Origin of the sequence: Streptomyces sp. enrichment culture (assembly GCF_964273145.1) — a bacterium.
Classification (GTDB): Bacteria; Actinomycetota; Actinomycetes; order Streptomycetales; family Streptomycetaceae; genus Streptomyces.
In genome coordinates, this window is sequence record NZ_OZ186873.1 from 251,913 (window position 1) to 276,208 (window position 24,296).

21 protein-coding genes are annotated in these 24,296 nt (G+C 76.6%); 7 read left to right on the forward strand and 14 right to left on the reverse strand.

The window, feature by feature from the left end; all coding sequences use genetic code 11:
* Positions 1 to 179: 179 nt before the first annotated feature.
* Both ACSU6Z_RS01170 and ACSU6Z_RS01175 read right to left on the reverse strand, forming a co-directional pair.
* Positions 180 to 1,751 (reverse strand): amidohydrolase, encoded by a 1,572-nt coding sequence (locus tag ACSU6Z_RS01170; RefSeq protein ID WP_437041972.1) that lies wholly within the window; start codon positions 1,749 to 1,751, stop codon positions 180 to 182.
* Positions 1,752 to 1,826: 75 nt separating this feature from the next.
* Positions 1,827 to 3,353 (reverse strand): APC family permease, encoded by a 1,527-nt coding sequence (locus tag ACSU6Z_RS01175; protein WP_437041974.1) that lies wholly within the window; start codon positions 3,351 to 3,353, stop codon positions 1,827 to 1,829.
* 142 nt (positions 3,354 to 3,495) lie between these two features.
* Here ACSU6Z_RS01175 and ACSU6Z_RS01180 point away from each other — a divergent pair, with 142 nt between their 5' ends.
* On the forward strand, positions 3,496 to 4,116 hold the full coding sequence (locus tag ACSU6Z_RS01180; RefSeq protein ID WP_437041976.1) for a TetR/AcrR family transcriptional regulator: 621 nt from the start codon (positions 3,496 to 3,498) through the stop codon (positions 4,114 to 4,116).
* A gap of 35 nt (positions 4,117 to 4,151) precedes the next feature.
* Here ACSU6Z_RS01180 and ACSU6Z_RS01185 read toward each other — a convergent pair whose 3' ends face one another.
* Positions 4,152 to 4,529 carry a transglycosylase family protein gene (locus tag ACSU6Z_RS01185; RefSeq protein ID WP_437041978.1) on the reverse strand — a complete coding sequence of 126 codons (378 nt, stop codon included), beginning with the start codon at positions 4,527 to 4,529 and terminating at the stop codon, positions 4,152 to 4,154.
* 344 nt (positions 4,530 to 4,873) lie between these two features.
* On the opposite strand from ACSU6Z_RS01185, the gene ACSU6Z_RS01190 reads away from it, so the two are divergent.
* A complete protein-coding gene (locus ACSU6Z_RS01190; RefSeq protein ID WP_437041979.1) occupies positions 4,874 to 5,770 on the forward strand; it encodes a hypothetical protein in 897 nt (298 codons plus the stop codon).
* A gap of 384 nt (positions 5,771 to 6,154) precedes the next feature.
* On the opposite strand, the gene ACSU6Z_RS01195 is transcribed toward ACSU6Z_RS01190, so the two are convergent.
* Positions 6,155 to 7,057, reverse strand: coding sequence for a universal stress protein (locus ACSU6Z_RS01195; protein WP_437041981.1), 903 nt, complete (start codon positions 7,055 to 7,057; stop codon positions 6,155 to 6,157).
* A 446-nt stretch (positions 7,058 to 7,503) separates the two neighbouring features.
* Here ACSU6Z_RS01195 and ACSU6Z_RS01200 point away from each other — a divergent pair, with 446 nt between their 5' ends.
* On the forward strand, positions 7,504 to 9,030 hold the full coding sequence (locus ACSU6Z_RS01200) for an MFS transporter (protein ID WP_437050130.1): 1,527 nt from the start codon (positions 7,504 to 7,506) through the stop codon (positions 9,028 to 9,030).
* Positions 9,031 to 9,176: 146 nt separating this feature from the next.
* Here the strand turns inward: ACSU6Z_RS01200 and ACSU6Z_RS01205 are convergent, their stop codons facing one another.
* From ACSU6Z_RS01205 to crtI, 5 genes are all read right to left on the reverse strand, one after another.
* On the reverse strand, positions 9,177 to 10,115 hold the full coding sequence (locus ACSU6Z_RS01205) for an oxygenase MpaB family protein (protein ID WP_437041983.1): 939 nt from the start codon (positions 10,113 to 10,115) through the stop codon (positions 9,177 to 9,179).
* Between the two features lie 118 nt (positions 10,116 to 10,233).
* Positions 10,234 to 10,710, reverse strand: a complete 477-nt coding sequence (locus tag ACSU6Z_RS01210) for an MSMEG_6728 family protein (RefSeq protein WP_437041985.1) — start codon at positions 10,708 to 10,710, stop codon at positions 10,234 to 10,236.
* A 260-nt stretch (positions 10,711 to 10,970) separates the two neighbouring features.
* The gene (locus tag ACSU6Z_RS01215) at positions 10,971 to 11,981 is read right to left on the reverse strand and encodes a DUF5914 domain-containing protein (RefSeq protein WP_437041986.1); all 1,011 of its coding nucleotides are present in this window, start codon (positions 11,979 to 11,981) and stop codon (positions 10,971 to 10,973) included.
* Positions 11,978 to 13,063 carry a phytoene/squalene synthase family protein gene (locus tag ACSU6Z_RS01220; protein WP_437041988.1) on the reverse strand — a complete coding sequence of 362 codons (1,086 nt, stop codon included), beginning with the start codon at positions 13,061 to 13,063 and terminating at the stop codon, positions 11,978 to 11,980. The genes ACSU6Z_RS01215 and ACSU6Z_RS01220 overlap by 4 nt, the downstream gene beginning before the upstream one ends.
* Positions 13,060 to 14,595 carry a phytoene desaturase family protein gene (gene crtI / locus ACSU6Z_RS01225; protein ID WP_437041990.1) on the reverse strand — a complete coding sequence of 512 codons (1,536 nt, stop codon included), beginning with the start codon at positions 14,593 to 14,595 and terminating at the stop codon, positions 13,060 to 13,062. Before crtI ends, ACSU6Z_RS01220 begins: the two co-directional genes overlap by 4 nt.
* 755 nt (positions 14,596 to 15,350) lie before the next feature.
* On the opposite strand from crtI, the gene ACSU6Z_RS01230 reads away from it, so the two are divergent.
* Genes ACSU6Z_RS01230 through ACSU6Z_RS01240 form a run of 3 tightly spaced genes read left to right on the forward strand, consistent with a single transcriptional unit; the run spans position 15,351 to position 18,344 of the window.
* Entirely contained in the window at positions 15,351 to 16,559 is a 1,209-nt protein-coding gene (locus ACSU6Z_RS01230) for a lycopene cyclase family protein (protein WP_437050132.1), read from the forward strand.
* 46 nt (positions 16,560 to 16,605) lie between these two features.
* Complete coding sequence (locus ACSU6Z_RS01235) at positions 16,606 to 16,743, forward strand: hypothetical protein (RefSeq protein ID WP_437041992.1); 138 nt, start codon at positions 16,606 to 16,608, stop codon at positions 16,741 to 16,743.
* The gene (locus ACSU6Z_RS01240) at positions 16,740 to 18,344 is read left to right on the forward strand and encodes an FAD-dependent oxidoreductase (protein ID WP_437041993.1); all 1,605 of its coding nucleotides are present in this window, start codon (positions 16,740 to 16,742) and stop codon (positions 18,342 to 18,344) included. The genes ACSU6Z_RS01235 and ACSU6Z_RS01240 overlap by 4 nt, the downstream gene beginning before the upstream one ends.
* A gap of 12 nt (positions 18,345 to 18,356) precedes the next feature.
* On the opposite strand, the gene ACSU6Z_RS01245 is transcribed toward ACSU6Z_RS01240, so the two are convergent.
* Genes ACSU6Z_RS01245 through ACSU6Z_RS01255 form a run of 3 tightly spaced genes read right to left on the reverse strand, consistent with a single transcriptional unit; the run spans position 18,357 to position 21,395 of the window.
* A complete protein-coding gene (locus tag ACSU6Z_RS01245; protein WP_437041994.1) occupies positions 18,357 to 19,295 on the reverse strand; it encodes an SDR family oxidoreductase in 939 nt (312 codons plus the stop codon).
* Positions 19,292 to 20,911 (reverse strand): phytoene desaturase family protein, encoded by a 1,620-nt coding sequence (locus tag ACSU6Z_RS01250; protein ID WP_437041996.1) that lies wholly within the window; start codon positions 20,909 to 20,911, stop codon positions 19,292 to 19,294. The genes ACSU6Z_RS01245 and ACSU6Z_RS01250 overlap by 4 nt, the downstream gene beginning before the upstream one ends.
* Entirely contained in the window at positions 20,904 to 21,395 is a 492-nt protein-coding gene (locus ACSU6Z_RS01255; RefSeq protein ID WP_437041998.1) for an SRPBCC family protein, read from the reverse strand. The genes ACSU6Z_RS01250 and ACSU6Z_RS01255 overlap by 8 nt, the downstream gene beginning before the upstream one ends.
* 364 nt (positions 21,396 to 21,759) lie before the next feature.
* Between ACSU6Z_RS01255 and ACSU6Z_RS01260 the strand changes: the two genes are divergently transcribed.
* Positions 21,760 to 22,677: a tetratricopeptide repeat protein gene (locus tag ACSU6Z_RS01260; protein WP_437042000.1), complete on the forward strand. Its 918-nt coding sequence runs from the start codon at positions 21,760 to 21,762 to the stop codon at positions 22,675 to 22,677.
* Between the two features lie 318 nt (positions 22,678 to 22,995).
* Here ACSU6Z_RS01260 and ACSU6Z_RS01265 read toward each other — a convergent pair whose 3' ends face one another.
* A complete protein-coding gene (locus ACSU6Z_RS01265) occupies positions 22,996 to 23,427 on the reverse strand; it encodes a hypothetical protein (RefSeq protein WP_437042001.1) in 432 nt (143 codons plus the stop codon).
* A gap of 486 nt (positions 23,428 to 23,913) precedes the next feature.
* Positions 23,914 to 24,108 carry a hypothetical protein gene (locus tag ACSU6Z_RS01270; RefSeq protein WP_437042003.1) on the reverse strand — a complete coding sequence of 65 codons (195 nt, stop codon included), beginning with the start codon at positions 24,106 to 24,108 and terminating at the stop codon, positions 23,914 to 23,916.
* Between the last annotated feature and the right edge of the window lie 188 nt (positions 24,109 to 24,296).

Sequence of the window (24,296 nt, forward strand, 5' to 3'; positions counted from 1 at the left end):
GGGCGGCCCCGTCGTCGCGGCTACGGCCGCCGCGACCGGTCCGCGGCGCCTGTACCGGATGCCGCGGGGAACGCGGTTCGGGCCGGTGGCCGCAAGGGCCGTCCGGCACGCCGGCGGAAGGGGGGCCGGCGCGGACGCCGGGGGCGCGGCGGCCCCGTGAGCGCCGGGCCCCCGCGCCGTCACGCGCCCCGGTGCACCACATGCCCGCCGGTCACGGTGAGCCGTACCGGTGCCTGGGCGACCTCGTCGGCGGGCGCGCCGACGGGATCGACGCCCAGGGCGGTCAGGTCGGCCCGGCAGCCCACGGCGATGCGGCCGGCGACGTCCGCCTCCCCGGCGGCGACGGCCGCGTGGGTGGTGCAGCCCTCCAGTGCCTGCAGGCCCGTCAGGCCTTCCCGCGCCGAGGCCGCTCCCCGGGGCGCCCGCGCGGTGGCCAGCACGGCGCGGGCGTCGTAGTGGGCGATGGGCCAGTCCGAGCCGAGCGCGACGACCGCGCCGGCCTCCCGCAGGTCCCGCAGGCGCCAGGCACGCCCGGCGCGGCCCTCCCCCAGCCGCCGGGACCATTCGTCGCGGTGGTCGGCCCGGGTGTAACCGGTGTGCGGGGGCTGCATGGAGGCGACGACGCCGAGGCGGGCGAAGCGGGCGAGGGTGTCGTCGGGCACCGACTCGATATGTTCCACCCGGTGCGCGAAGCGGGCTCCGGCGCCCAGTGTCCCCACCGTGTCGAGGACGTGGCGCACGGCCGCGTCGCCGATGGCGTGGGTCGCCGTGCGCACCCCGGCCCGGTGCAGGCGGCGCACGGCGTCGCTGTAGGCGGACGGGTCGGGCCAGAACGCCTCGGTGCCCTGCCCGTGGCAGTCGGGGTGCTCCAGCCAGGCGGTGCCGCCCTCGACGGTGCCGTCCATGAAGAACTTCACCCCGCCGACCCGCCAGTGCCGCCCGGCGCGGCGCTGCAGCGCGACGAGTTCGTCCAGGGCCGCCTCGTCGTCGCCCGGCATGCACCAGGGCGCGAAGCGCAGCCGCAGCGGCAGGACGGTCTCCTCGGCCACCGAGCCGACGAGGCCGAGGTCGCCGCCGTCCATCACATGGGCGCCGGTGAGCCCGGTGGCGGCCATCGCGGACAGCAGCGCGATCAGCCGGGTGCGGCGTTCGGCGTACGACGGCCGGGGCATGACCTGCGCGACCAGGTCCATCGCGGCGTGCTCGACCAGGTGCCCGGTCAGCCTGCCGTCGGCGTCGACCGCGAGGTGGGAGCGCTGTGCGAACGTCCGGGGCCCGGTGACGCCCGCCGCCTCCAGCGCGGCGCCGGTGGCGAGGGCCGAGTGCCCGTCGTACAGGCGCAGGAAGGCCGGGGTCCCGCCGAGTACGTCCTCGATCAGCGCGCGGTCGACGGGACGGCCGCCGAACACGTTATGATCCAGGCCGAATCCCACGACCCATCCGCCGGTCCGCTCGGCCCCGGCGAGCCGGGCGCGCAGCCCGTCCAGGTCGCGGACGCCGGACAGATCGAGCCCGGTGGTCATCTCCAGGCCCCACACGGGGTGGCTGTGTCCGTCGACCAGGCCGGGCACCAGCCAGGCGCCGGTCAGGTCCACGACCTCGGTGCCGGGTCCGCGCCAGTCGCGCATGTCGGCCTCCTCACCGACGTACGCGATCCGGCCGTCGCGCACGGCGACCGCGCCGGCGTGCGGGCGGCCCGGGTCGAGGGTGCGGACGCGGGCACCGGTGAGGACCAGGTCGGCGGTGGGCATGGGGAAATCTCCTTGGAACGGGTGGATCGGGACGGCGGCGCGGGTCCGGGACGGCGGGCCGGAACGGTGAGGCGGTCAGCCCCCGGGCACGGCCGACGGTTCGTGCCCGCCTTCGGGCTCGAACTCGGGCTCGGGCTCGGACCCGGTCGCGGTCCCGACCGCGAACCCGTCGTGGACCGCGGGCCGGTGCCGGCGCAGCCATCCGGCGAGGGCGAGCCCGGCGGCGAAGACCGCGGGGACGAGGGAGGCGAGCGCGGTGTTCACGGCCGCCGAGGCACCGGTGAACAGGTCGAGGTGGGTGACCACCAGGGCGATGGCGGCGGTGAGCAGCACCGCCGCGGCGACGGGCGCCACCACCGTGCGCAGGGCGCCCTCGCGGTGGGGCACGCGCCGGAAGTACCGGAACACGGCGATCGCGGTCAGCAGTTGCAGCGCCATCAGACCGAGCATGCCGGGGGTGTTGACCCACAGCAGCAACTGCCCGTACGGGTCGGCGCCGGCCGCCGCGAAGCCGAGGACGACGACGGTGCCGAGGACGGTCTGGGCGATGCCCGCGACGTAGGGCGATCCGTGACGCGGGTGGACCCGGGCCAGCGCCTTGGGCAGGACACCCTCCTCGGCGAGGGCGAGGCCGTAGCGGTTGATGGCGTTGTGGAAGGCGAGCAGGGACGCCAGGACGCTGGTGACGATCAGGACGTGCATGAGGTCGGCCGCCCAGCCGCCGACGTAGGTGGTGATGGCGGTGAAGAACAGCCCGGCCGGGTCGTCGCCGGCGGCTTTCGTGACCTCGGTGTCGCCGAAGGCCTGGATCGCGGTCCAGACGATGAACGCGTAGAACAGGCCGAGGAAGGTGACGGCCGCGTAGGTGGCGCGCGGCACCGTGCGGGCCGGATCGCGGGCCTCGCGCCGGTAGATGACGGTGGACTCGAAGCCGGTGAACGCGGCGAAGGCGAAGGCCAGGACCGCCGCGGTGCCGGGTACGAGCACGTTGCCGGGGGCGAAGGAGGCCGGTGACAGTCCGTGGGCGCCGCCCTTCAGGAGCACGCCGGCGGCGAGCAGGACGAGGATGCCGGTCTCGGCGGCCAGGAGGACTCCGAGGACCTTCGCGCCGAAGTCGATGGAGCGGTAGCCGCCGTACCCGATGAGCAGCAGGCCGGCGAGCGAGACGGGCAGCCAGGGCAGGTCGGCGCCGAACAGGGCGTGGGCGGTGTCGTGGGTGGCGCTGCCGAGCAGGCCGTAGACGCCGATCTCCATGCCGTTGTAGCCGATGAGGGCGAGCAGTGCGGCCCCCATGCCGACGGCCGGGCCCAGGCCGCGGGTGATGTACGCGTAGAAGGCGCCGCCGCCGCGGACGTGGCGGCTCATGGTGGTGAAGCCGACGGCGAAGACGGCGAGGGTGACGCCGGCGAGGAGGTAGCCCACCGGGGCGCCTACGCCGCCGAGGAGGATCGCGAGGGGGGCGACTCCTGCCATGACGGTGAGCGGGGCGGCGGCGGAGACGACGAAGAAGGCGATGTCGGCGGTCCCGAGCGCCCCGGTGCGCAGGGCGGCGGGCGCGGGGGACCCCTCGGCGGGGCTCGGGCTGGTTCTGATGTCGGGCACGGGGGAGCCCTTCTGGCTGCGTGAGGGACGGAGGGCAGGCGTGGGGGGTGTCCGGCACCGGTAAACCTAAAGGCTTTCGGTTTCCGCAATGTAACCTCCTCTTCAGACAGCTGGGAAGCCCCCTTCAGGAAGAGCACACGACATGGGACGGCCGCGCACACCTCTGCTGGACCGGGAGCGCATTGCCCTCACGGCGCTGGAACTCGTCGACGAGAAAGGCGAGTTCAGCGTCCCGCAGATCGCTCGGCGGCTCGGGGTGCAGACGGGCTCGCTGTACCACCATGTGGAGGGCCGGGACGGCATCGTGGAGCTGCTGCGCGAACGGGTGTCGGCGGCCATCGACGTCGCCGCGCTGGACCTCCGGCCGTGGGACGCGGCCCTGGAGGCATGGGCGCGCTCCTACCGGGCCGCCTTCGCCGCGCACCCGCGGGCCATCCCCCTGCTGATGACGAACCCCGTCCGCGCCCCGCGCGTCCTCGACCAGTACGAGCGGGCCGTCTCACTGCTCCTGGAGGCGGGCTTCGCCCCGCCGGACGTCATGCCGGTCGTCACGGCGCTGGAGAACGTCGTCCTCGGGTCGGCCCTCGACCTGGCCGCCCCCGAGGCCATGTGGGACGTCGCCGACGGCGCGGCCGCGCCGCGCCTCGCGGAGGCGCTCGACGCGGTGGGCGGGGGACGGGCGGACCGGGCCTTCGAACTGGCCCTGGAGGGCTTCCTGTCCCATGCGCGCCGCAGGCTGGAGGAGTACCGGACCGCCGGCTGACGCTCCCCGTCCCCCGGGCCGCGCCCGGCCGGCGGTCAGCCCGCCCAGGAGCAGGCCCAGGCCGACATGCCCTGGAGATCGGCCAGCCGCTCGGCCACGGCGATCTGCTCCCTGCGGGTCGCCAGGTCGGCCCGCGGGGCGTACTTCAGTCCGCCGGCCGCGATCCAGCTGGAGCGCGAGAACTGCAGTCCGCCGTAGTGCCCGTTGCCGGTGTTCGCCTTCCAGTTGCCCCCGGACTCGCACCGGGCGATGGCCTCCCAGTCCGGTGCGAGGCGCACGGTCGGCGCGGCCGTCGCCGCGCCGGCCGTGGCGCCCAGTGCCGTCGTGGCCGTCAGGATCACCAGTACGGCCCGGCCGCCGCGCAGGCGGGGGCGTCGGTGACCGTCCGTCGTATCAGCATGTCGCCAGATCATGACCAGACTGTTACACGACATGACGGACCGTGCCGGTCACCGGCGGCCCTCCCTACTCCGGACGGAGCAGACGCGGACCCGGTCGGCGTCACCGGGGCCTCCCGCCGTCACCGGTCGGCCGGCGGCCCGCGGACGGTCCGGGCATCGCCCCGCAGGCGTCGGCGCGCACGCCCGGGGGCGGACCCGGATCGGCGGCGCGGGACGCGCACGACCGCGCCGGTGGATCGGAATCCGACACTCCGTCACTTCCTTTGCGGTTTCCGTGTGTTGGAGCGCGCCGGGGGCATCCGGGAGGCGGGCGGCGGAGGGGCCGTCGCCGGACCGTCACGACAGGAGCGTGGTGCATGCGTAGCGGAAGCAGGAAGGCCGGCGTCCTCGCCTCGGCCGGTGCCCTGGCGGGCCTCGTCCTGACCGGATGCGGCGACGGCGGCGGCACGGGACGGGCCGCGGACGACGCCTCGCCCGGCGGCGGCGTCGGCGCGCGCGAGGAGGGCACGCGGACCGGCGGCGGTGCCGGTGCGCGCGAGGAGGGCACGCGGAAGGTGCGCTCCGCCTACGACCGGACGGCCGAGGCGGAGACGGCGCGGATGGCGGTGCGGGTGAGGATGTCAGCCGAGGGCGAGACGGTCACGGCCGACGGCCGGGGCGTGATCGACCTGACGGAGGGCGACAGCGTCCTGACCGTCACCGCGGGGGGCGAGCGCATGGAGCAGCGGGTCGTCGACCAGGTGCTGTACCAGAAGCTGCCCGATCAGCAGGCCGGGCAGGGCAAGCCCTGGATGAAGGTGGACCTGCGCAAGGCCGCGGGGCAGCAGGGCACGACGGGGCAGCCGATCGGCGATCCCGCGCAGTCCGCCGCCTTCGCCAAGGCGATCACCGACCAGGACGTCACCAGGACCGGCACGGCCACGGTCGACGGCGTCGACACCACCCGCTACCGGGTCACCGTCGATGTCGCCGAACTGCCCGGGGGCGCCGCGTTGCGCCGCCAGGTCGGCGACACCCTGCCGATGCAGATCTGGCTGGACGAGCAGGGCCGGATCCGCCGGCAGCAGATCGACCTGACGATCAAGGCCCCCGCCTCGGCCCCGGCCGGCCGGTCCGAAGGCAGCGCCTCGCCCCGGCAGATGAAGATGAGCACGCTGATGGAGTTCTCCGACTTCGGCACCGAGGTCGACGTCGAGGCACCGCCCGCCGGCCAGGTCACCGACGCGACCGGCCGGGCCGCACAGAGCGGTTGACCCCCGGCGGCGGTCCGGGACCGCGCCGGGGCCGGCGCACCGGCAGGGAGCGCGCCGCGCCCGGCGGACGGCCCTGCGGCGGCCCCGCCCGGCACGCCCGGCACGCGGAAGGACGGGCCCCGCCCCCGTGTCCGCGGGGGCGGGGCCCGTCCTTCCCGGAGCGTTGGGCAGGCCTTGCACCTGCATCTCCCCGCAGGAAGCGGAGCGTCTTGCCTTGGACCACCAACGCACGGTCCGCCCGCTTTCGCCGTGGGCGGCTCGCTCATGACCGACCCTAGCCGGGCCGTCCCGGGCCGCGCGCGCCGACGCGGCCGATCGGGTGGCCGGACGGCGCCAGCACCGACGTGCGCTCCCGCGCCGGGTCCCGCAACGGCCGCGGTCGCGTCACCTCCCGCGGCCGGCGCCTGTCGCTCCGGACGCGCGCACCACGGCCACGGGGCAGTGGGCGTGGTGCAGCAGGGCCTGGCTGACCGAGCCGAGCAGCAGGCCCCGGAAGCCGCCCCGGCCCCGCGCGCCGGCCACGACCAGCTGGGCCCCGCCGCTCGCGTCGATCAGGGACGCGCGCACCCGCCCCCGGACCAGCCGGGAGCGCACGGTGACCTCCGGGTGGCGCTCACGGTGGCCGGAGAGCGCCTCGGCGAGCACCCGCTCCTCCTCGGCGTGCAGGTGGTCCTCGTCGTACGTCACGAACGGCGGATCGGCGGGGCCGTCGTAGGCGCGTTCGGTGCGGGTGCTCCACACGTGCAGCGCCAGCAGGTCCGCGCCGCGCAGGGACGCCTCGGCGAAGGCGAACGCGACGGCCTCCTCCCCGGCGGGCGAGCCGTCGGCCGCCAGCAGCACGGGCCCCGCCGGGTCCGGGCCGCCGCGCACCACCAGTACCGGGCAGCGGCCGTGGGCGGCCAGGTGCACGCCCGTCGAGCCGAGGAGCAGGCTGCCGAAGGCGCTCAGCCCCCGGCTGCCGATCACCACCAGCGAGGCGGTGCGCGACTCGATCTCCAGGACCGTCACCGGCTCGCCCACGGTGACGTCCCGGGCGACCTCCACGCGGGGTGCGGCCCCGTGGGCCCGCCGCTCCGCCTCCGCCAGGGTCCCGTCGACCATCTCGCGCAGCCCCGCCGTGGCCGGGCTCCACGGCCGCACACGGGGCGGCACCCGCACCGAAGGGCCGCCGAAGGCGTGCACCAGCCGCAGCTGAGCGCCGCGCAGGGCGGCCTCGCGCGCCGCGACCTCCACCGCGGCCAGGCTGGAGGGCGAGCCGTCCACTCCGACCACCACCGGGTTCACCATGACAGCGCCTCCTTGCCGCGAGGCCGGTCTCCGCTCCCCCACCTGCCGGGGTTCCCCCGCCCCCGGTGATCAGTCCGGCAGCGCGAGCGCGCCGCCGGTCACCGGGGCTTCGTACCGGTGGCCGCCTCCGCCTCGCCGTTGCACACGCCAAGCCCCGTTCACCGGCGTCGGCATGGCCGGCCGCTCCGAGGCCGGTCCGGTCCGGCCCGGTCCGGGCGGCCGGCGCCTCGGTTTCACCGGTCCCCTCACCTCCGTGCCGCCGGGTGCGGGGACCGGCCGTCGAGCCGGGCTCCGCGGTCCGGGTGACACACGGGACACACCGACCGGTGTGTGGCCTGCGCGAAGCCGGGCAGCAGCCCTGACGTGCGCCGCATGATCACCGAGGCGCTGAATTCGCGCAGGCGAAGAGTGTGCAGCAAGAGAAAGGCGGGAGCGTGAGCGACGCCATGGTCGACGGACGGCCCGGCCCGCGGGGCCGGGCGACGACGCCGAAGACGATCACCGACATGCCGCGACAGGTCCGCGAGGAGCTGACCCGTCGGCTCCGGCGGAAGAAGGGGGCCTTCCGCGAGGAGGACGTCCAAGTCGTCGAACGGCCGCTGCTCAAACGCGCGGTCGGCGCCTCGGCGCTCGGAAACTGCATGGAGTGGTTCGACTTCGGCGTCTACAGCTACCTCGCCGCCACCATCGGCAAGGTGTTCTTCCCCGGCGTCTCCCCGGGCGCCCAGCTGATCTCCTCGTTCGCGACCTTCGCCGCGGCGTTCGTGGTGCGTCCGCTCGGCGGCCTGGTGTTCGGCCCGCTCGGCGACCGCATCGGCCGGCAGAAGGTGCTCGCGACCACCATGATCATGATGGCGATCGGCACCTTCGCCATCGGCCTGATCCCCGGTTACGCCACCCTCGGCATCGCGGCCCCCGTCCTTTTGCTGCTCGCCCGCATGGTCCAGGGCTTCTCCACCGGCGGCGAGTACGGCGGTGCCACCACCTTCGTCGCCGAGTACTCGCCGGACCGCCGGCGCGGCTTCCTCTCCAGCTGGCTCGACTTCGGCACCTTCGTCGGCTACGCGCTCGGCTCGGCGCTGGTGACCTTGCTGAACCTGGCGCTCACGGACGCTCAGATGCTCTCGTGGGGCTGGCGTGTGCCGTTCCTGATCGCCGGTCCGCTCGGCATCATCGGCCTGTACATGCGGCTGAAGCTGGAGGAGTCCCCGGCCTTCCAGAAGCAGCTCGACGAACACGAGAAGAGCCTCGCCCAGGCGTCGGCGGGCAGCGAGTTCAAGACCATCGTCCGCGGGCACTGGCGTGCGCTGCTGGTCTGCACGGGCCTGGTGCTGCTCTACAACGTCACCAACTACATGGTCACCGGCTTCCTGCCGACCTACCAGACGGAGACCCTGGGCCGCTCCACCGGCTTCTCCGACCTGCTGGTGCTGATCGGCATGGTGTGGGTCGTGCTGCTGATCACCTTCCTCGGCCGGTTCAGCGACCGTGTCGGCCGCCGCCCGGTGTACGCGGTCGCCGCCGTCGCGATGATCGTCCTGGCCGTGCCGGCCTTCCTGCTGCTGAAGTCGGGCGGTACCTGGCGGCCGGTCGCCGGTGTGCTGGTGCTGTCCACCCTGCTGGCCTGTTTCGCCGCGCCGAGCGCCGCCACCCTGCCGGCGCTGTTCCCCACCGCCGTCCGGTACGCGGCCATGGGCATCGGCTTCAACTTCGCCGTCGCCGCCTTCGGCGGCACCACGCCGCTGGTCACCGAGGCGCTGGTGGAAGCCACCGGCAACGACCTGATACCGGCCTTCTACCTGATGGCGGCCGGGCTGATCGGCCTGATCACGGTGAGGTTCCTGCCCGAGAGCGCCCAGGTGCCCCTCGACGGCTCGCAGCCGATGGTCGGTTCGCGCCGGGAGATGCGGGAGCTGATCACGACCTCGAAGGACCTCTACCGCTTCTCCGAGGAGCACTCCGGCCCGCGGTGAGGCACCCGGGCGGCCCCGGACGGCGGCCGTTCGGCCGGGGTGCCGAGCGGCGCCCCGAAGGGGACGGCGGGGGCGGTCCGCGCCGGGAGGGCCCGGGGGTCGCACCGGGGCGGCGAAGGCCCGGCGGGCACCACGCCCGCCGGCGATCACTCCGCCGGCGCCGGCGGGCCCGTACCGGACGCCCCGGCTGCGGGGCGCTCGCCGGTTCGGTCCCGCCCGGCTGCGGGCGGCGGGGGCATCGCCCAGCGGATGGTCCGGATCAGCGCCTGCCCGGCCGGCCGCACGGCGAGGTCCTCGGCCAGCGGGAGACGCGGCAGCCCGAGCAGCGCACGCGCCCACGGCGGCAGGGTGGCGACCGCGGCGGCGGCGAGCACTCCGTAGAAGGGGCGGGCCGGCAGCGGCAGCGGCGGCTGGAACAGCAGGAACCGGGCGGCGGCGCGGGCTTCCGGCGTGGCCCGCAACTCGGGCCGGCAGGCGTCCAGCTGATCGGCCAGTTCCCGGCGGGTGAGCGGCGGGCCGACCACGCCCAGGGCCGTCGCGACGCGCGCCGTGTCGGCGACGTAGGCGTCGTAGCCGGCGGCGTCCAGCGGGCTGGCGCCGTAGCGTTCGTGAGCGCACAGGAAGCTGTCCGTCTCGGCCAGGTGGACCCACTTCAGCAGGTGCGGGTCGGCCGCGTGGTACGGCACGCCCTCGGCCGTCGTGCCGCGTATCCGCTCGTGGATGCCGCGGACGTGGTCGACCGCCCGCCGGGCGTCGTCGGCGGTGCCGTACGTCGTCACGGCGAGGAAGGTGCTGGTGCGCTGCAGCCGCCCCCAGGGGTCGCCGCGGTAGCCGGAGTGCGCGGCCACGGCGGCCATGGCCAGCGGATGCAGCGACTGGAGCAGCAGGGCCCGTACGCCGCCGACGAACATCGAGGCGTCGCCGTGCACGACGCGGATGGGGCGTTCCGGGCCGAACCACCGGGGTCCGGGGGTGTCGTGGATGCGGGCGCGGTTGACCGGTCCCTCCGGGCCCGCGACCCGGCGGAACAGGGCGCTGCCCAGGCGCTCGCGCGCCGCCGCCAGCACGGCCGGTTCCCCGTCCATGTCCCAAGTGTCCGCCATATCCGGTGCTTCCGCGCCGTGGCCGACCGCGGACCGGGCGAATGCGGCCCGCGGGGTGGGCGGGGGCGGGCCCGGCGCCGGCCGGTGCGTTCCCGGTGTCTCAGGTGTCCTCGCGCTCGCGGTCCGAGGCCGGCCACACGTAGGGCAGGTCGTCGGGCACGTCCGGGAAGAGGGCGGCGTAGGTGGCCGGGTCCTTGCGGACCAGCGCCGAGCGGTGGCTGCGGTGGAAGGCGTCGTCGCCGAGCCAGGGCGGCAGTTCCCCGGCCGCCTCCAGCTCCCGCTGGTCGCGCACCGGCGCACCGGGGTGCCGGGCGGCCAGGCCCGCGACGAGTGAGGCGGCGCAGCTGTCCTGGTGGCCGTGTTCCCGCCAGACCCGGCAGATTTCCAGGCCGTACCGGACCAGCGCCTCCTCGTAGCCGGTCCACATGCGCACCGCGGGGTGCCGGCGCCAGCCGTAGCCCGGCACGGTCAGCCCGCGCAGGACCTGGAGGGCCTCGACCCGCTGCTTGCCGAGCCGGCGGCGGTCCAGGACCAGCGCCGAGTCCCGGAAGCCGGGGTGGGGCAGGAACGTCTGCATGGCCGTCGCCCCCGCGCGTCCCGCGTCACTTCCCCCGCCGGACGGACGGCTCATGGACCGCCCGCCCGGCGGATCCGGGCCGCCGGGCGGTCCTCCACCCGGCTGTGTACCCGGTGCCCCCGGTGGCCTCGGTGTCCTCGGTCATCTTCCGGATCCCCTCGTGCGGCGTGCGGGCGGTGCGCGGGCGGCGCCGTCCTGGTGGCGAGTCTGGCGGGGGTCCCGCGGCGCGGCAACCGGTGCGCCGGCCCGGGCCCGGCCGGTCAGCCGGGGTTCCGGCCGAGGGCGCGCAGGTGGCGGCGGCGTTCGGCGTAGGCGAGGTCGTCGCGCCAGAGCCGGGCGGCGGCGGCGCGCATCAGGGGGCGCAGGGCCGGCGCCAGGCGGCGTGCGAGGGCGAAGCCGGGCCGGCCGGAGGTGGCGAGGACCGCTTCGACGACCGCGGTGCGGGGCCTGCCGTGGCCGTCCGCCTCCAGCGGTGTGGCATGGGTCTCGACGACGGAGCCCGTTCCCTCGCCGTCGGTGATGCGCATGACCACGGTGCGGGGTCCGGGCGCGGTGAACTCCGCGCGGACGGGGACGACGAGGCGGCGGGTCAGCCGGAAGGACACGTCGACGACGAAACGGTCGTCCTCGTCGGCGTCGCCGGGTTTCCCGACCACGGTGAGGTCGGCGAAGGAGTGTGGGTGGAACCAGGCGCCGTGCCACGGGTCGAGGCGGTTGGCGATCACGTCCTCGGGCGCGCAGGCACCCACGCCCTGCCAGACGGAGGTGAGGGCCGTCGACAGCGGCGGCCGGACGGCCGGTACGGGGACGGGCGTGGGCCGTTCCCCGCCGGCGGCGTCCAGCCGGACCCAGACGAGCACCCCGTCGTCGTGGACGGGCAGCGGCTCCCAGCCGGCGAGGGCCGTGCCGTCCAGGGCGAGTCCGTGCCAGTGGCAGACGAGGGTGCCGCAGCGCACCGGACTGGCGGCCAGCGGGGCCCCGAGGTGGGGGCAGGCGCCGGGTCCGCCCACCAGGCGTCCGCGCGCGTCCCGCCAGATCACGACCTCCAGCCCGGCGACGGTCCGGGCCAGCGGACGGTCGGGGCGTACGCCGGCGGCGGCGCCGACGACGTACCAGTTGCCCGAGGGACGGGCCAGCGCCCGTTTCAGGGCACCGGTGATGACGGTGGGCCGCGCCTGGCGCCAGGTGGGGACCTGGCGGTCCCAGGGGACGGGGCGCCGGCGCAGCCGCAGCGGGTAACGGCCGGGGCGGGGGTTCTTCCCGTGCTTCATCCGGTCTCCCTGCTCCCCTGGGTCCTGCGGATCTCGTACGTCCCGCTCATCTCGTACGTCTCGTGCGTCGCGTGTTCCGTCTCCTGCGGCCCTCGCCGGCGGGGCGCCGCCGCACCGGCCGGAGCCGGAGCGGCGGGCGGGATGGGCCCCGCCCGCAGGCGGGCGGCCAGCACGCGCGCGAGCCCGCCGGCCGCCACGGCCGCCCGCCGCCGGGACGGGACCACCGCGCGCCGGTGCAGCACCGCGTACCCGCTCCCGGCGATGGCGTCGAGGATGTCCCGGTAGAGGACGTACGCGGTGCGGATGCACGGCCGCGCCACCGGGTCCAGCATCGCCAGGCCGGGTGCGGCCTCGCGGTAGACCTGCCGGATCAGGTGCTCGGCGGCCCGCAGCGCGGCGGTGATGCGCGGGTCGTGGGCGCCGGTGCTCCGGCTCCACCGCAGCAGGTCCCGGTCCACGCCGTGCGCGGCCAGCAGGTCCGCCGGGAGGTAGACGCGGCCCCGGTCCAGGTCCTCGCCGACGTCCCGCAGGAAGTTGGTCAGCTGGAACGCCACCCCCAGGGCCGCGGCGTGCGGGGCCGCCTCGGCGCGGGGCGTGACGGTGCCGAGCACGGGCAGCATCTGCAGGCCGATGACGGCGGCGGAGCCGTGCATGTAGGCGCGCAGGTCGTCGTAGGTCGCGTACGCGGTGACCGTCAGGTCGCTGCGCATCGACGCCATGAAGTCGGTGAAGTGCGCCGGGTCGATGGCGTAGCGGGCGGCGGTGTCCGCCACGGCCCGCACCACGGGATCGGCCACCGGCCCGCCGCCCGTCAGGGCCTGCCGCAGCCGCGCGTCGAGCCGGGCCAGGGCGGCGGCGCGCTCGGCGTGATCGGCTCGTGTGCCGAGGTCGTCGACGATGTCGTCCGCGAAGCGGGCGAAGCCGTACAGGGCGTGCACGGCCGGCCGGCGGCCGGGGGGCAGGAGGCGGGTGGCGAGGAAGTAGGTGCGTCCGTGGCGGGCGTTGAGCCGGCGGCACCGGGCGTAGGCGGCGCGCAGTGCGGGGTCGGTGATGCCGGCGGCGTCGAGTTCGCGGCGGGTCATCGGTGCTCGGCCTCCGCCCGGCGGCGGGAAGGACGGGAGGGGGGTCCGGTGACGCGGGCGGCGGCGAGCTTGCCGGAGATCAGGACGGTGGGCACGCCGACGCCCGGTGTGGTGCCGCAGCCGGCGAGGACCGCGTTGCGCAGGCCGCGCACCAGGTTGCGGGGGCGGAACGGGCCGGTCTGGGCGAAGGTGTGGGCCACCGAGAACGGCGTTCCGGCGGCGTGTCCGTGCGCGGCCCAGTCGGCGGGTGTCACCAGGCATTCCTCCTCGATGGCGGCGGCGATCCCGGACAGGCCCCGGCGGTCGAGGGTGGCGAGGAGGCGGTCGCGGTAGCGGGGGGCGAGCGCGTGCCAGGTCTGCGGGGACGGTCCGATGTCGGTGTTGGGACAGGGGGCCAGGACGTAGTGCAGGTGGCGGCCCTCGGGGGCGAGGCCGGGGTCGCCGGCCGTGGGGCGGGTGATCAGCAGGGACGGGTCGGTCATCAGGGTGCCGGTCCGGGTCAGCTCGTCGAACGTGCGCCGCCAGGCGGCGCCGAAGGAGAGCGTGTGGTGGGCGAGGTGGGGCCAGGTGCGGGTGGTGCCGGCGTGCAGGACGACCGCCGAGGGCGCGTGCCGCAGCGGGAGCGGGCGGCGCGGGCGGCGGCCCAGCAGCCGGTGGGCGAGGGGAAGGTCGGGGGTGAGGACGACGGCGTCGCAGGGGATGCGGCCGTGGGCGGTGACGACGGCCGTGATCCGGTCGCCGGACCGTTCCAGGTGGCTGACCTCGTGGCCGAAGCGCAGGTCGGCCCCGGCGTCGGCGGCGGCGGCGGCCATGGCGCGCGGCAGGGCGTGCATGCCGCCGCGCGGGAAGTACACGCCCGCCACGGTGTCCATGTAGGCGATGACGGCGTAGGCGGCCAGTGCCCGGGCCGGGGCCACACCGGCGTACAGGGCCTGGAAGGAGAAGACCCGCTTGAGGCGTTCGTCGGTCAGGAACCGCCCGATGCGCGCGTCGAGCCGGCCGAAGCCGCCGAGCGCGGCGAGCCGGGCCAGGTCGCGCGCCGCGCCGGGGGCGAGCAGGTCCAGCGGCGAGTCGAAGTCGGCGTCGACGAAGCGGCGCATCTGCACGGCGTACAGCCGCGTCAGCCAGGTGCGCAGCCGCCGGTACCCGGCCGCCTCGCGAGGGCCGGCGAAGCGTTCCACCTCCGCCTCCATGACGTCCGCGTCGGTGTGCACGTCGAGGGTGCTGCCGTCGGCGAAACAGGCCCGGTAGGCGGGGTGCAGCGGCAGCAGCTCGACGCGGTCGCGCAGCCGCTCGCCGACGGCCGCGAACGCCTCGTCGGCCAGGTGCGGCATGGTCAGCACGGTCGGGCCCGTGTCGAGGAGGTACCCGCCCAGATCGCGGCGTCCGGCCCGGCCGCCGGGCAGCCCGTCCCGCTCCACGACGGTGACCCGGCGCCCGGCGCCCAGCAGGTGCAGGGCGGCCGACAGCCCGGCGAGTCCCGCCCCGACCACCACGACGTGGTCGGTGGGGCCGGGCATGGTCCGGGTCATCGGCGGTCCTCTCGGGCGGGCGTCGGTGAGGCGTCGGGGGCGGTGGGGGGCGGGTGAGGAGGTGGATGAGGGGTGGGGCCCGGAAGGGGGCTCCGGACGGGGCACCGGGGCGGGGACGGGGCGTCCGGGTGCGGCCGGGTCCGGGCGGCGGTGTCCGGGACGGCTCGCGGCGCGGGGGGCCGCCGCCCGTCGCGAAAGGCGCCGTCGGTGCCGCTGGGCCGCATCCCGGATCCTCCCGTCGTCGGTTCGGGCAGTGCGCCGGTGCCTGGGCGTTCGGCCGGCCGGGACGCCCCGGACGCGCCGCCGGGCGGACGGGTGCCGGACGGCACCGTGCGCCTGCCGCGCTCCGGGCACCACGCCGTGGACGGACGACCCCGGTGCCGTCGCCGTGCGGTACGGCGTCATGCCTTCCCCGTCCGCGTCCGGCCCGAAGCCGCCGTCGCCCGATCATGTGCGTCGACCACCCGTCCGGCGGGCAGCCGGCGCGGTCGGCTCCCGCGCGCCGCGCGTTCGCGAGCATCCCGGCGGGGGACACTCCGCCCGACACCCCGCGGCCGGCCGGCTCACGGCGCGGGTCCGCGGCGGCTCCTCGACCGGAGGGGGTGCGAAGCGGAGGAACGCGGGACCCGGGGAGACCGGGGCCGAAGGGGCACCGGACACCCGGCCGGAAGGGCGCCGGACGAGACGAAGGGAGAACGGCCGTGCCGGAGACGGGCGCGGGGCAGGGGACGGACACCCGGCGGGGGTCCGGCACCGTGCCGGCGGCGGACATCGTCATCGTGGGGGCCGGAGCGGCGGGCCTGTCGCTGGCGCACCGGCTGCCGGCGGCCGCCGCGGGATGCCGCCCGGCGCCCCGCGTCACCCTCGTCGACCCGCCGGAGGGCCCGCTGCGGGCGCCGCGCCGCACCTGGTGCTTCTGGGAGGCGGGCGCGGGCCGTTTCGACGCGGCCGTGACGGCGTCGTGGGAGTGGCTGCGGGTGCGGGACCGCGGCGGGGCGGCCGTCCGGCGGCACATCGCGCCGGTGCGCTACAAGATGATCCGCTCGGAGGACTTCGAGGCCCTGGTCGACCGCGAACTGCGCGATCCGACGGGGGTGTCGCGGGTGCGCCGGGTGGAGGCCGCCGTCGACACGGTGGCCGTCCTGCCGGACGGGACGGCGGAGGTGCGGGCCACGGACGCCGCGGGCGTCCCGGTCCGGCTGCGGGCCCGCTGGGTCTTCGACTCCCGCCCGCCGCCCCGCCCGCCCGCGGCCCGCACCCGTCTCCTCCAGCACTTCCGGGGCTGGTTCGTGCGCACGCGCCGGCCCGCGTTCGACCCGGAGGTGGTCGACCTGATGGACTTCCGCACCCCGCAGCCCGCCCGCGGCCTGTCCTTCGGGTACGTCCTGCCCACCAGCCGCCGCACCGCCCTGGTCGAGTACACCGAGTTCGGTCCCGCCCCGCTCACGGCCGACGCGTACGACGCCGCCCTGGAGCACTACACGCGGCACGTCCTCGGCGTCGGCGACGCGCAGGTGCTGTCGACCGAGCAGGGGGTGATCCCGATGACCGACGCCGCCCTCCCCCGGCGGACCGCCGGCCCGGTCTTCCGGATCGGCGCCGCGGGCGGGGCGACGCGCGCCGCCACCGGGTACACGTTCGCCGCCGTGCAGCGGCAGTCGGCCGCCGTCGCCCGCGCCGTCCGCGCGGGCCGGACCCCCGTGCCGCCGTGCCCGCACCCGGCACGCGCCCGGCTGATGGACGCCGTGCTCCTGCGCGCGCTGGACACGGGCCGCGTCGACGGCCCCGGCTTCTTCTTCCGGCTCTTCGAACGCGTACCCGCGCCGCTCCTGCTGCGGTTCCTCGACGGGGACACCCGGCCGTACGAGGACCTCGCGGTCGGCGTGCGCACCCCCGTCCTGCCCATGCTGCGCACCGCGGCCGAACTGCCCTGGCTGCCGCGCCGCTCCTTCCCCGCCCCATGACCCCGTGAAGCGCCTTCCCCGCCCCGCACCCGTTCGGGAGTCACCGATGACCTTGCCGCGCGACGCCGCACCGGCCGGCGCGTTCGACACCGCACCCGCCCCCGCCGCCCGGCCGGGACGCGCCGGGTTCGCCCGCGCCTTCCCCGCCCACCGCCCGCCCGAGCGTCCGGACAGTGCCCGGTGAGCGGGCGCGGCGGTGTGCGTCCCCCGGGGCGGGACCGGCGCGCGCGGGCCGTCCTTCCCCCGCCGGGACGGGAGCGGATCGGAGGTGCCGGCGGGGAGCCGCCGTCGGTGGCGGTGGCCGGCGGCGGCATCGCCGGGCTGGCGGCGGCCACCGTGCTGGCCGAGCGGGGCGTACGCGTGGTGCTGTACGAACGCGAGCCGGTGCTCGGCGGCCGGGTCTCCGGCCGGCCGGTCACGCTGGCCGACGGCTCGCGGGCGACGATGAGCCGCGGCTTCCACGCCTTCTTCCGCCAGTACTACAACCTGCGGAGCCTGCTGCGCCGGGTGGATCCCGCGCTGGGCATGCTGACGGGACTGCCCGACTACCCGCTCCGGCACAGCAGCGGCCTGTGCGACGGCTTCCGCCGCGTTCCGCGCACTCCTCCGTGGAACGCCCTCGGCTTCGTCGCCCTCAGCTCCGCCTTCGGGCCGCGGGACCTGCTGTCCCTGCGTCCGGCGGCGGCGCTGCCCCTGCTCGACGTGCGCACCCGCCGCGTCCACGACCGGCTCGACCACGTCAGCGCGCACGACTTCCTCGACGCCCTGCGTTTCCCCGCCGCCGCGCGGCACCTGGCGTTCGAGGTGTTCTCCCGCAGTTTCTTCGCCGATCCCCGGGAGCTGTCGGCCGCGGAGATGGCGCTGATGTTCCACATCTACTTCCTGGGTTCCAGCGAGGGGCTGCTGTTCGACGTTCCGCGTGAACCGTTCCCGCAGGCGCTGTGGGATCCGCTCGCGCGCCACCTGATCCGCCACGGGACCGTGGTGCGCACCGCCACCCCCGTGGAGGCGGTGCACCCCCGTCCCGGCGGCGGCCACGACGTGGTCGAGGCGGCCGGCGGCGCGCACCGCTACGACGCCGTCGTCCTCGCCCTGGACGTCGAGGGGCTGAAGGCACTGGTGGGCAGGTCGCCGCGGCTGGGCGACGCCGCCTGGCGGGAGCGGACGGCGCGGTTGCGGACCGCGCCCCCGTTCCTGGTGTCCCGGCTGTGGCTGGACCGGCCGGTCGCACCCGGCCGGCCCGGCTTCCTCGGCACCAGCGGCTACGGACCGCTGGACAACGTCAGCGTCCTCTCCCACTGGGAGGGCGAGGCGGCGCGCTGGGCCGCGCGCACGGGCGGGTCGGTCGTCGAACTGCACGGCTACGCGCTGCCCGCGACGGCCGTACCGGACGGGGCGGCCGAGGATCTCGCCCGGCAACTGCACCGCGTGTACCCGGAGACGCGCGGCGCCCGCGTCGTCGACGCCCGCCACGAGTGGCGGGCGGACTGCCCGCTGTTCCCGGTGGGCGGGTACCGCGACCGCCTCACGGTCCGAACGCCGGATCCGACCGTCGTCGTCGCCGGCGACCTGGTGCGCACGGACCTGCCGGTGGCGCTGATGGAGCGGGCCGCCACCTCCGGCTTCCTGGCCGCCAACGCCCTGCTGGAACGGTGGGGCGTGCGGGGCGAGGTGCTGTGGACGGTCCCCGACCGCGGGCGTTCGGCGCTGCTGCGCGCCGTGGCCCGCCGCGGGGCGTCGGGGACCCGGAGCACGGCACGGGGGGAGGCGGGGCCGCAGGCGTGACCGCGGCCGGGGTCACCCGTCCGGATCCGTCCCGTCCCCCGTCTCCGTCGCCGCGCGGTCGGCCCGTCCCCCGGCCCCGAGCGGCCCGGTGTCGCTCAGGGCCCGTTCGGCCTCCAGGCGGGGCAGGTCGCGGCGGGCCCGGCGCAGCACCACGGGCGGCAGGGCCGCGCGCGCCACTTGTGCCAGGCGCAGCCAGGCGGGCACGTAGACGGTGGTGCGGCGGCGTTCGACCGCGCGGGCCAGCCGGGCGGCGACCTCGTCCGCGGAGGACACGCGGCGGGCGGGGGCCGGCATGCGGGCGCGCAGCGTGCGCATGCCCGCATTCCGGTCGGCGTCGCGGATCATCTCGGTGTCCGTCCAGTTGACGTAGGCGACGCCCACGCCGATCCCGAGGTGGGCCACCTCGGCCCGCAGGGCGTGGGCGAACGCCTCGGCTCCGGCTTTGGCCGCGCAGTAGGCGGTCATCAGCGGGGCGGCGCCGAGCGAGGCGGCGGAGGCGACCTGGAGGTAGTAGCCCGCGGTGTCGGTCAGGTCCGGCAGGAAGGCCCGCGCAGTCTGGGCGCTGCCCGTCAGGTCGACGTCGACGACGCGGCGCCACAGGGCGGGGTCGGAGGTCGCGAAGGGGCCGCTCGTCGCGATGCCCGCGTTGGCCACCACGGCGGACGGCCGGCCCAGCCGCCCGCGCACCTCGTCGGCGACGTCGGCCAGCGCGGCCATGTCGGTGACGTCGACCTCCCAGGTCAGGGCGGTGCCCGGCAGGTCGGCCGCCACCGTGTCGAGCAGGGGCTTCTCGTGCCCGAGCAGGGCGAGCCGGGCGCCGCGCCGGGCGAGTTCGCCCGCCAGGGCGGCGCCGATGCCGCGCGCGGCTCCGGTGACGACGACGGTCCGGTCCCGCAGGGGACTGTCCGCCGCCGGTCGCGTTCCCGCCGTCCCACCGTCCGGCTGTCTCATCGTTTCGTTCCCGTGCGGTCGCGGCTCGCGAGGATCTGCTGGAGCCTGGTGAGGCCCGAAGGGCTGTGCCGGCGCAGCGCGGCCCGTGCGGCGTTGGCGCCGGGGGCGCCGTGCACCCCGCCTCCCGGGTGGGCGCTGGCGGAGGCGAGGAAGAGGCCCGCCAGCGGTGTCTCCGGCCGCCCGGTGCCGGGCAGGGGGCGGAAGAAGAGCTGCTGGTGCAGGGCGGTGGTGCCGCCGTTGATGGCGCCGCCGTGCAGGTTGGCGTCGAGCGACTGGAGGGTCGGCGGGGCCAGGATGCGGCGGGCGCGGACGAGGGACCGGAAGCCCGGGGCGAAACGCTCGACCTGGCGTTCGATCCGGTCGGCCATGATCTCCTGCTCCCCGGCGTCCCAGCCGCCGGTGAGGCCTTCGTCGCCGGCGTCGGCCCGGACGCCGTGGGGGACGTGGGTGTAGGCCCACGCCGACTCGGTGCCCCGGGGCGAGCGGGAGGGGTCGGCGGTGGTCATCTGGCCGAACAGCACGAAGGGGCGGTCGGGCACCTGCCCCATCGCGATCTGGGCGGCGAACCGGGTGAGCTCGTCCACGCCGTCGGCCAGGTGCACGGTGCCGGCCCGGGCCGCCTCCTCGGTCCGCCACGGCACCGGGCCGTCCAGCGCCCAGTCCACCTTGAAGGTGGCGAAGTCCCACTGGAAGCGCTCCAGGTCGTCCTGGATCTGGACGGGCAGGTGCTCCGGTCCGACGAGGCCGCCGTACAGGTCGGGCACGGACACGTCGGCGAGCACGGCGCGGCGTGCGGGGACGGTCTCGCCGTCGGCCGTGCGCACCCCCACGGCGCGCCGGTCGCGGACGACGATCCGGCTGACGCGCCGGCCGCAGCGCAAGGTGCCGCCCCGGGCGCGCAGACGGTGCACGAGGGCGGTGGTGAGGGCGCCGGAACCGCCGACCGGGACCGGGAAGCCGTACGTCTGTCCGAGCATCGACATCAGCCAGCCGTAGCCGCCGCTGCCCGCGGCCTCCGGGGCGAGGTCGGCGTGCAGGGCGTTTCCGGCCAGCAGCAGCCTGCCGCCCGCCCCCCGGAACTCCTCCTCGCCCAGGCGCCGTACGGGCAGCACCAGGGAGCGCGCCAGCCGCAGCCCGCCCGCGCCGCGCAACCGGGCGGCGAGCCGGAGGGTGGACCGCACCGGCGGGAAGGGCGTGAACAGGGCGTTCAGGATGTCGGGGCGCAGGCGTTCCCACACCTCGTGCAGGCGACGCCAGGCCGTTCCGTCGCCGGGGGCGAAGGCGTCGAGGGAGGCGGCGGTGGTGTCGACGCGGCGGTCGAGGACCGCGCACGTGCCGTCGCTCAGGGGGTGGGCGAGGACGTGCGGGGCGTGGCTCCACCTCAGGCCGTGCTCCTCCAGGCCGAGGCCGGCCAGGATCGGGGACGCGGCGGCGAGCGGGTAGAAGGAGCTGAACACGTCGCTGACGAATTCCGGGTCGACGCCGCTGTCGTGCCGTACGGCCCCGCCGGGCTCGGGCTGTTCCTCCAGTACCTCCACGCTCCAGCCGGCGTCGGCCAGCAGGTTGGCGGCCACCAGTCCGTTGGGTCCGGCGCCGATCACTACGGCGTCAGGCACGACCGGCCTCCGGACCCACCGCGAGCACTCCTTCGCCTGCCGGGTCCTTCCCGGCTTCGGCCTCGCACAGCCGGGCGAGGCGGGCCAGCATGGCCCGGTGCCGCAGCTGGATCAGCGGCTCCAGGGCCGCGTTGTGCAACGTGCCGCCCGCGCCGCGCAGCGGATGCTCGTCCACGATCACCAGGCAGTGCTCGCCCCAGGACCGCAGCTCGATCGCGATGCGCGCGGTGCCGAGCGGCCCCGCCTTGGCCTCCAGCTCCAGGACGGAGCCCTCCACGCAGCGCCGGACGACCGTTTCGTTGCTCAGCCGGACGGGGCCGAGGCTCACCTCGTACGTGATGGCGGCGCCGAGACGGGGCCACTGTCCCCGCCTCGGGCGGGACTCCGACGTCCCCACCACCCACTGTGCGTACCGGTTGCCGTCCGCGATGACGGACCAGACCGTCTCCGGACTCGCCTTGATCAGACGGTGACGAACTGCCACGCACGCCTCCCGGGTCTAGAAGATGCCCCTGCGGCACCCGCGCACTGAGTGCCCGTTCCGGGCCGGGCCAACCGGGTTCCGTCCCCCACGGACCCGGCCCGCGCGGGCGCGGCACGACGCGTGCGGGCACGGCGCTGGGGGACGGGGCGGCCTCGGGGGGAGGCCGGCGACCGGCCGGTGCGGAGGGGCCCCGGTCGCCCGCCGGATCGGTGGCGCGCCGGCACGGGCACGGCCCCGGTGGGACGGCGTCCGCGCGGCCGCGGTTACCGGAACCCCCGTGTACGGCAGACATGACATGACCGCCCACCCCTGCGGTGCGACGCTCCGGGGTCCTCGGCACCCGGGCGCATGGAGGAGGTTGCCGATGACCATGCAGCAGGACTCCGGCCTGGCGCGGGCGGTGGCCGCGGTCGCCTCCCTGCCCCCGGGACCGGACGCCGTCTGCGAGCACGCCGCGTCCGGCCTGTGGCGTCTGCCCCGGGCCGCCGAGGCCGTGGAGCACGCCTTGCGGACGGACGACGCCGCCCTGCGGGAGCAGGGCTGGGTGATGGTGCGGGCCCGGGTGGCCGAGGAGATCTCCTCGGGGCGGGACTGGACCCGGGAGGCCGCCCTGTGGCTGGCGCGGGGCGGGGCGGACTGGGCGGAATCGGCTCGCGTGACCGGCGACATGGCGTGGCGCGCGCGGACGGCGGGCCGCAGCGCGCTGGTCTTCCTCACCGGGGCCCACGTGGCGCGGGTCGATCCGGTCACCCCGTACGGGCGCGGACTGTGGCACAGCTTCCTGACCGCCCTGCGGTACGACTTCCGGTGCGGCGCCATCGAGGAGTTCTTCTCCCGTGCCGCCGCCGGCCGGACGGACCTGGACCCCTACACCGACGCGCTGCGTGTCTTCGCCCTGCTGGGACGCTCCCGGCTCCGGGGACTGGACCTGCTGGAGTCGGTCATGGCGCGCGCCGGCGACGACGGCAAGACCGTCCACGCCCTGCTGCACGGCCTGTGGCTGGGGGAACACCTGCCCGACCAGCCGCAGCGCATGCTGGACCTCCTGCGCGCCCCGGCGTTCGCCCGGGGCCTGGGAGCCGAGGCCCTGTTCCGCAAGGCGGGTGCGCTGCGCCGGCTGGGGCGGTACGACGAGGCGCTGGCCGCGCTGCAGGACGCCATCGACCGCCTCGACCCCAGTGAGGTGGTCGTCCACGCCGACTGCGTACGCGAGCGGTCGCTGGTGCTCGTGGAACGGGAGGTGTACGCAAGACGGGTCCCGGGGCGGCCCCGCACCGGGTGACGCGCCGCCCTGGCAGCCGTCGGGCACCGCGACGCGTCCGCGGGCCCCGGCCTCCCGACCGCTCCCGCCGGGACGGGGCAGGAGACCGGGCGGCGACCGCGGGGACTGCGGCACGAGGGGCCGGTACCCGGTCGTGCCCGTCTCCCCCGCCGGGCCGGAGCCGCCCGCCGCGTCGGGGGCACGGCCCGCTGGTCCTTCCGCTCCGGCGCGGGCGTGTCCCCCGCCCGCGCCCTGCTCACCTGCGCGGGCGTGTCCCGGCGCGGGCCGGCCGGTACCGGCGGGTGGTCCGCGCGCCGGCGCGACGGAGCGGGCTCCCCGTCAGCCTCCGCCCGGCTCCGGCGCCCCGGGGTCGGGGGCGGTCGCCAGGCGGCGGTAGGCGGCGCGGGCGTGGACCACGCGGGCCAGTGCGGTTCCGGTGAAGGCCGCGGCGAGCAGGCAGCCGAGCCAGAGGGCGTCCCGCCGTCCGCTCCAGGTGAGCGTCCCCGCCGGGGGGATGGCGAAGCCGTTGAGGGACAGCCAGCACAGGATCGCCGTGCCGGGGGCGGCCGTGAACCGGGCGCACAGTCCCAGCAGGGCGGCCAGCAGGGACAGCACGGTCAGGGCGAGGCCGGGACGTCCGGGACCCGCGACGCTGTTGACGACGGCCACCAGCACCAGCGCCCCGCCGAAGGCCGCCGCCCACACCAGGGGGGCCGCGGCCGGCTCCGGGACGGGCCGCGCACCACTGCCCAGGGGTGCCCACTCGATCACGCTGATGGCTCCTTCCGCTCCCCGGGCGGCGCCGACCACGGCATCGTTGCCCGCCCCTGCGGGCAGATTGTCCCACCGGGACGCCGGACGCGGAGCGGCCGGGGTCGGCCACCGGGGCGTGTCGGCGGCGCGCCCTTCGCGGCGTGATCCCGTGCCCGTCGGCGGCACGGGCCGAAGAGCTCCGGGCGGGCGCTCTTCGGCCCTGGCGGCCGGGACCGGCGCGAACTTCCCCGGGTACGAAGCCCGCTGCGACGGTGGGGCGATCCCGGCGGCGGGTTCGGGCCCGCAGTGGTACGGCCGCGCCGCGCCAGGCCCGGTGACGCCGTTCATGACGACGGCCGGGGCCGCCGACGGGCCGTCGCCCGGCCGAGGGGTCCGTCACCGGAGCGGTCCCTGGTGTGCCGGCGCCGAGCGGGCCCGACGCAAGAGGACGACGGCCGGGCCCGCTCGGGAAAGCGGGTTCCGGCCGTCGTCGTGGACAGGACGTCAACGCGCCGTGGTGGTCATCAGCTCCGCGAACGAGGCCATGCAGTCCGAGCAGTGGCGTGCCCGCTCGGCCGTGGACGCCTCGATGCGATCGGCGAGCCGCTGCCCGCACAAAGTGGCCGCGGCCTGTTTGGCCATCACGTGCCACACCAATGCTCCGCCCGGCTTTTCCGGGCCCACGCACATCTCGTACATGTTCCGGCCTCCCAAGGTGGACGCCGCCGTCACCGTCCAGGAGACCCCACATTCACCGGGACCAGAAACGTGCAGGGGCCATTCGGGTGACGGGGCGCCAAGTGCGGCGTCGCGCGGCGCCGTCGCGGGCGTCACCCCGGCCACACCCGGACACACCCGGACGGATCGAAATCCCTCAGCCATTCGGC

Bases quoted from the DNA above. Each gene is read 5' to 3' on its own strand.
- ACSU6Z_RS01170 (WP_437041972.1), bottom strand. From the start codon at position 1,751: ATGCCCACCGCCGACCTGGTCCTCACCGGTGCCCGCGTCCGCACCCTC.
- ACSU6Z_RS01180 (WP_437041976.1), top strand. From the start codon at position 3,496: ATGGGACGGCCGCGCACACCTCTGCTGGACCGGGAGCGCATTGCCCTC.
- ACSU6Z_RS01185 (WP_437041978.1), bottom strand. From the start codon at position 4,529: ATGATCTGGCGACATGCTGATACGACGGACGGTCACCGACGCCCCCGC.
- ACSU6Z_RS01190 (WP_437041979.1), top strand. From the start codon at position 4,874: ATGCGTAGCGGAAGCAGGAAGGCCGGCGTCCTCGCCTCGGCCGGTGCC.
- ACSU6Z_RS01195 (WP_437041981.1), bottom strand. From the start codon at position 7,057: ATGGTGAACCCGGTGGTGGTCGGAGTGGACGGCTCGCCCTCCAGCCTG.
- ACSU6Z_RS01200 (WP_437050130.1), top strand. From the start codon at position 7,504: ATGGTCGACGGACGGCCCGGCCCGCGGGGCCGGGCGACGACGCCGAAG.
- ACSU6Z_RS01205 (WP_437041983.1), bottom strand. From the start codon at position 10,115: ATGGACGGGGAACCGGCCGTGCTGGCGGCGGCGCGCGAGCGCCTGGGC.
- ACSU6Z_RS01210 (WP_437041985.1), bottom strand. From the start codon at position 10,710: ATGCAGACGTTCCTGCCCCACCCCGGCTTCCGGGACTCGGCGCTGGTC.
- ACSU6Z_RS01215 (WP_437041986.1), bottom strand. From the start codon at position 11,981: ATGAAGCACGGGAAGAACCCCCGCCCCGGCCGTTACCCGCTGCGGCTG.
- ACSU6Z_RS01220 (WP_437041988.1), bottom strand. From the start codon at position 13,063: ATGACCCGCCGCGAACTCGACGCCGCCGGCATCACCGACCCCGCACTG.
- crtI (WP_437041990.1), bottom strand. From the start codon at position 14,595: ATGACCCGGACCATGCCCGGCCCCACCGACCACGTCGTGGTGGTCGGG.
- ACSU6Z_RS01235 (WP_437041992.1), top strand. From the start codon at position 16,606: ATGACCTTGCCGCGCGACGCCGCACCGGCCGGCGCGTTCGACACCGCA.
- ACSU6Z_RS01245 (WP_437041994.1), bottom strand. From the start codon at position 19,295: ATGAGACAGCCGGACGGTGGGACGGCGGGAACGCGACCGGCGGCGGAC.
- ACSU6Z_RS01260 (WP_437042000.1), top strand. From the start codon at position 21,760: ATGACCATGCAGCAGGACTCCGGCCTGGCGCGGGCGGTGGCCGCGGTC.
- ACSU6Z_RS01270 (WP_437042003.1), bottom strand. From the start codon at position 24,108: ATGTACGAGATGTGCGTGGGCCCGGAAAAGCCGGGCGGAGCATTGGTG.